Origin of the sequence: Dietzia cercidiphylli (genome assembly GCF_014145145.1) — a bacterium.
Classification (GTDB): domain Bacteria; phylum Actinomycetota; class Actinomycetes; order Mycobacteriales; family Mycobacteriaceae; genus Dietzia; species Dietzia natronolimnaea.
This window is the reverse complement of record NZ_JAALEA010000237.1, coordinates 1-5,457: the sequence shown is the minus strand read 5'-3', so window position 1 is coordinate 5,457 and position 5,457 is coordinate 1. Positions and strand designations below refer to the sequence as shown.

The 5,457-nt window shown below is 70.1% G+C and carries 8 protein-coding genes; 1 reads left to right on the top strand and 7 read right to left on the bottom strand.

Translation table 11 applies throughout. From position 1 onward, the window contains the following. The coding region (locus tag G6028_RS09065) for a dihydrofolate reductase (RefSeq protein WP_182658688.1) at nucleotides 1–268 on the top strand (268 nt) is incomplete at its 5' end. 13 nt (nucleotides 269–281) lie between these two features. Here the strand turns inward: G6028_RS09065 and G6028_RS09060 are convergent. The 7 genes from G6028_RS09060 to mftG form a co-directional block, all read right to left on the bottom strand. Continuing rightward, entirely contained in the window at nucleotides 282–896 is a 615-nt protein-coding gene (locus tag G6028_RS09060; protein WP_182658687.1) for a DUF1707 SHOCT-like domain-containing protein, read from the bottom strand. A 13-nt stretch (nucleotides 897–909) separates the two neighbouring features. Further along, nucleotides 910–1,296, bottom strand: coding sequence for a DUF302 domain-containing protein (locus G6028_RS09055; protein WP_179525875.1), 387 nt, complete (start codon nucleotides 1,294–1,296; stop codon nucleotides 910–912). Nucleotides 1,297–1,372: 76 nt separating this feature from the next. After that, complete coding sequence (locus tag G6028_RS09050) at nucleotides 1,373–1,639, bottom strand: metal-sensitive transcriptional regulator (RefSeq protein WP_179525876.1); 267 nt, start codon at nucleotides 1,637–1,639, stop codon at nucleotides 1,373–1,375. A 184-nt stretch (nucleotides 1,640–1,823) separates the two neighbouring features. Next, on the bottom strand, nucleotides 1,824–2,945 hold the full coding sequence (locus G6028_RS09045) for an NDMA-dependent alcohol dehydrogenase (protein WP_182658686.1): 1,122 nt from the start codon (nucleotides 2,943–2,945) through the stop codon (nucleotides 1,824–1,826). Nucleotides 2,946–3,088: 143 nt separating this feature from the next. Next, nucleotides 3,089–3,472, bottom strand: coding sequence for a thioredoxin (gene trxA, locus G6028_RS09040; RefSeq protein ID WP_179525878.1), 384 nt, complete (start codon nucleotides 3,470–3,472; stop codon nucleotides 3,089–3,091). Nucleotides 3,473–3,628: 156 nt separating this feature from the next. After that, nucleotides 3,629–4,564 (bottom strand): alpha/beta fold hydrolase, encoded by a 936-nt coding sequence (locus tag G6028_RS09035; RefSeq protein WP_182658685.1) that lies wholly within the window; start codon nucleotides 4,562–4,564, stop codon nucleotides 3,629–3,631. 57 nt (nucleotides 4,565–4,621) lie between these two features. Continuing rightward, on the bottom strand, nucleotides 4,622–5,457 hold an 836-nt coding region (gene mftG / locus G6028_RS09030), incomplete at its 5' end, for a mycofactocin system GMC family oxidoreductase MftG (protein ID WP_182658684.1).

Genomic DNA, 5,457 nt, shown 5'->3' with positions numbered 1-5,457 from the left:
GGCGCTGGCGGCGGCCGGCCCGGACGCGGCGGTGATGGGCGGCGGACAGATCTACGCCGCCGCGCTCGGCTCAGCCGACGAGTGCCTGGTCACCGAGATCGACGCGGACGCCCCGGGGACCGTGCTGGCCCCGGAGCTGGACGGGACGTGGGAGCGGGTCGAGGTCGGCGAGTGGATCACCGATCCGCGGAGCCGCGTCGAGGGGCACGACGACGAGGTCCGGCACCGGCACACGGTGTGGCGGCGGCGGCCCGGCTCATCTGCCTGAAACCGCCGTCTGCCTAGAACCACTTCCACGTCTTGGGGATCCGCTCCCCCGCCGCGAGGATCTTGATCTTCACCCCGGCCATGAAGCCGTTGATCTCGAAGTCCAGGTGCGGACCGCCACGGATGTCGTAGCGGCCCTCGTCGATCTTGAGCTCGGACCACGTCCGATTGCCGGTCACCGCGACCGAGACTCCCGGGGGCAGCAGGATCTTGGCGTTGGCGGCCCACAGGTCGAGCTGGATGTGGGTGCGCGGGCGGTCGACCACGGCCTCACGGGCGTCGAGGTAGATCTCGCCCATCCAGGACGTCAGCCGGTAGTCGTCCGGGAGGGACCACCGGCCTTCCCGCTTGAGCGTGTCGAAGACCGAGGTCTTTCTCCGGCTCTCGTCGACGGTGATCGCCCCCGTCGGCCGGGTGGCCGGTGGCTGCGCCGAGGAAGGGGTGGGCCCCGCGCCGGGACTCAGCGGCAGTCCGCTCAGGGCCACCTCCAGCTCGGCGGGGCAGGTCGCGGACCAGATCCTGGCGGCCCGGTCCGAGAACTCGGCGAGGGACAGCTCTCCCCGCCCCACCATCGCCTCCAGTCTCTGCTGAGCGAGGGCCCGCGGGTCGGTGTGCGGCTCCTGGGTCATGCCCCCAGGTTACTCAGCGGGTGAGGTCCTTCATCATCGACCGCATCTGCGCGGACAACTCGTCGGCCATGTCCTGCAGGCCGCCCGAGATGACCTGTGCCAGCAGCGCCGGGTTCTGTGCCTCGATGACGCAGCCCCCGGAGGACTCGCGGACCACGACGTTGCAGGGCAGCAGCAGCGCGACCTCCTTGCTCACGTCGAACGCCTCACCGGCGAACCCGGGGTTGCACGCCCCGAGGATCAGGACGCGCTCGATGTCCTTGTCGATCTTCTTCTTGAGCGTGGCGGTGAGATCGATCTCGTGGAGGATCCCGAAGCCGCGGTCGGCGAGCGCCTCGCGGGTCGCCTCCACCGCCTCGTCGAATCCCATCGCCGTGTACGTACCGATTCCGACGTCCATGTCGCAGTCCTCACGTCTGTGGTCGGGTGATGTCTTCCGCGTACCGGGGCCAGCATCCCACGGCCCCGGGGAGCGGTCAGGCGAGCGAGAGGAAGAGCTTCTCCAGCTCGGCCACGGTGATCCCGTCCTCGCCGGTCTCGCCGTCGCCCGCGAGGCATTCCTGGATGTTGGAGCTGATGATCTTGAACCCGGCGCGGTCCAGCGCCTTGGAGACCGCCGCCAGCTGGGTGACGACGTCCTTGCAGGGGCGCTCCTGCTCGACCATGTCGATCACCGCGTTGAGCTGTCCCCGCGCCCGGCGCAGGCGGTTGAGCACCTGCGTCCTCGCCTCGTCGTCAGCCATCTCGGGCCCTCCTGCTCTCTCGCGGATGCGGATGTCGATCCGGACCCCAGTGTACCCGTGGGGGTATCGCTGTCCAGTCCGGTGTACGGAGCGGGCCCCGGTCCACCCCCTCGAGGGGAACCGGGGCCCACGGTTGCCGCGGTCGTGCCCGCAGCGCCGGCCGTGCCGGCGGAGTCGCAGGGGATCAGTCGTCGTGGACGATGATCCCGCGGACCATGCCGTCGCCGCCGGACTCCATGATCTCGTAGCCCTCGTTGACCTGATCGAGCGTGAAGCGGTGCGTGATCAGCTCGTCGAGCTTGAGCTGCTTCTCGTCCCACAGCCGCAGGATGTTGGGGATGTCGTGGAAGGCGTTGGCCGACCCGAACAGTGACCCCTTGATGACCTTCTCGTACTGGGAGACGAACAGCCCGGTGAGGTTGATGGACTGGTTGTCGAGGCCGCCCATGGAGGTGAGGACCACGACCCCCCGCTTACCCACCATGTCGGTGGCGTCGGCGGTCACCTTAGCGTCCGCCACGCCGATCGTGATGATGGCCTTCTCGGCCATGTTCCCCCAGGTCAGGCCCGGAAGCTCGGCCTTGGCCTGGTCGACGTCCGAGTAGACGTGGGTGGCGCCGAACTCCGTGGCCTTGGCCAGCTTCGACTCGTCCGTGTCGATGGCCAGGATGAATCGCGCGCCGGCGTGCTTCGCGCCCTGGATCGCGTTGATGCCGATGCCGCCGATGCCGAAGACGACGACGGTGTCACCGGCCCGGACGTCGGCTGAGTAGACGGCCGATCCCCAGCCGGTGGTGACGCCGCAGCCGACCAGCGCCGCGACCTCGAAGGGGATCCAGTCCTGGACCTTGACCACCGAGTTCATGTTGGCGACGGTGTACTGCGAGAACGTGCCGAGGGTGCACATGGCGCCGGCGGTCTCGCCGTTCTCGAGGGCGAACGGGTACCGGCCGTCGGCCATCTCGCCGATCGTGCCGTTGAGTCCGCCGTCGCACAGGTTGGTCATGCCGCGCGCACAGGCGGAGCACTTGCCACAGGCCGGAATGAACGACCCCACCACGTGGTCGCGGGGCTGGACGTGGGTCACGCCGGGGCCGACCGCCTCGACGACGCCCGCGCCCTCGTGCCCGCCGACGATCGGCAGACGCCCGGGCAGGTCACCACTGGTGATGTGGAGGTCGGAATGGCAGAGACCGGCGACCTTCCACTTGACGAGCACCTCGCCGAAGTGGGGGCCGTCGAGCTCGGCCTCCACGATCTCGAACGGCTTGCCCAGCTCTCGGGCGATGGCGGCCTTGGTCTTCATTCGACTCCCTCCGGGCGCGACGGGGTGATCCCGTCACTGGAACGTGTTCTCATCACGATATCCGCATCGGTCCACCGGGGATCGGCAAACCGAGAACCTGTTCCAATTTCGGCGCGCGGGCGCGCCGGAGGGAGTGGGCCGACTCAGCCCTGGGCGTCGCCCTGCTGGGCCTGGGCCTCTTCGACCGCCTTGCGGACCTCGTCCATGTCGAGCCCCTTGATCTGCTCGACCAGGTCGTCGAGCGCCTGCTCCGGGATCGCACCGGAGTGACGGAACACGGCGATGCCCTCGCGGAACGCCATGAGCGTGGGGATCGACTGGATCTGCAGCATCGCGCCCAGCTGCTGCTCCGCGTCGGTGTCGACCTTCGCGAAGGTCAGCTCGGGGTTCTTGCCGGAGACCTTCTCGAACACCGGCCCGAAGGCCTTGCAGGGGCCACACCACTCGGCCCAGAAGTCCACCAGGACGATGTCGTTGTCGGTGACGGTCTTCTCGAAGTCGGCGGTCGTGATGTCGACGGTGGTCATACGAATGCCCTCCTAGCGGGACGGGGCGGCTCTCGTCCCGTCGTCTCTCGTCGCCAGCCTACGGACAGCCCGCGCCTGCGACGACCTTCTCGCACGGACCATACCCGTGTGGGTATTCAAGGTCGTGCAGTGAGGAACAACGTCGCCCGATCGGGGTTATTCCCCCCGCGCCCCCGGGCGGGGCGGGGATCCGAGGATCTCCGCCAGGAACCACTCGAGTTGGTCCAGGAAGACCGCGTTGTCGTCCCCGGCCACCATGTGACCGGCGTCCGCGACCTCGTGGGTGTACGCGTGCGGGAGGTGCCGCAGCAGGTGGGCCACCGACTCGTCGCTGACGATGTCCGATCGCGACCCCCTGATGAGCATGGTCGGCTCGGTGACGTGGGGCACGATCCCCTCGAAGTAGTCGTTCCCGATCTCGGCGTTGTCCCCGGTGGCGCCCGCGACGAAGCGCGGGTCCCAGTGCCAGTACCACCGGCCGTCGCCCTTCTGGCGGAGATTCTTGCGCAGTCCGTCCAGGTTCGTCGGGCGCTGACGACCCGGCTGGTAGGCGGCGATCGCCTCGGCGGCGGCCTCCAGGTCCGCGAACCCGTCGAGCCCCGACCGCATGAACTCCCCGATCCGCTGGACGCCCTTCGCCTCGATCTTCGGGGTAACGTCCACCAGCACCAGCGCCCGTGCGACGGGCTTGGCGGTCCCCAGCGCCAGCAGTCCGGTCAACCCCCCGAGCGAGGCGCCCACGAGAACCGGCAGCCGGCCGGGGAAGCGGGCGGCGACGATCAACTCGAGATCATCGACCATGCGGTGGATGTCGTAGTCCCCGTCCTCCGCCCAGTCGCTGTCACCGTGGCCCCGCGCGTCCATCGTCGTGACCCGGTACCCCTCGGTCGCGAGTCGCCGGGCGGCGCGGTTCCACGAGTTCCTGGTCTGCGCCCCGCCGTGCAGCATGAGGATCTCGTCGACCGGATCCGCATCACCGATCGGCTCCCACACGTCGCCGACGAGCATCCCGGCCGCACCGGCGAGCGTGAAGGACCGGGGTTCGGCGGTGTGGGGGTGATCACTGCGGGTCTCGATCTCGCTACTCGTCATGGTGACCCTTCCGCCCGCACTCCCACCTCGGCGGCGGAACGTGTTCTCATACCGGTTCTACCACGAGTTCCCGGCGATCACCCGCGCGGCGAGGTCCTCGGCCACCGCGAGGACGGAGAGATAGGGGCCGCACCGCGGCAGGACCGGGAACACCGAGGCGTCGGCCACCCGCATACCCTCGCAGCCCAGGACCCGGCCGGAATCGTCGACCACCTCACCGATCCGCGCCGACCCCGCGAGGTGCTGGGAGGTCGACGGGACGGGTGCGGGCCGCGGCCCACCACCGGAGATGCCCAGGCGGTCCGCGACCATCCCGGCGGCCTGGTCGAGCGCCGAAGCGTCGCGGGGGTCGTCGGCCAGCACCACCCGCGGGCCGTCTCCCCTGGAGCTCCCCTCCCGCACGTGGCCCCGGCCCACGGGGTTCATCAGGGCCACCCCGATCCGGTGCGGCTGGGGGTCCAGGCCGGGGATCACCCGGTGCATCGGGACCGAGTAGGGCCGCACCTCGATCTCCGCGAGGCCCGTCGGCCCGGGCAGACCGAGCCGGACCACGTGGGAGAGCAGGGGCGGCGGGACGAGCGGGTCACCCTCCCCCGGACCCCAGTCGGGCGGCAGGTCCAGCAGGACCTCCGGATGCTCCTGCGTGCTCCGCCCGACCGGGTGGCCGGACCGCGGCCCGATCCCCGAGCGCAGCAGGACCTCGGCCGTCCCGATCGACCCCGCGCACAGGATCACCTCCCGGGCGGTGATCTCATCGTCGTCGTCGAGCACCACTCCCTCGCACCGTCCCCCGGTGCGTCCACCGGACCACCGGAGCTCGCGGACCGGCGAGCCCGTCAGCACCCGCACACCCGCGCCCGCGGGGCCCCAGGCGTCGAACGCGGTGACCCGCC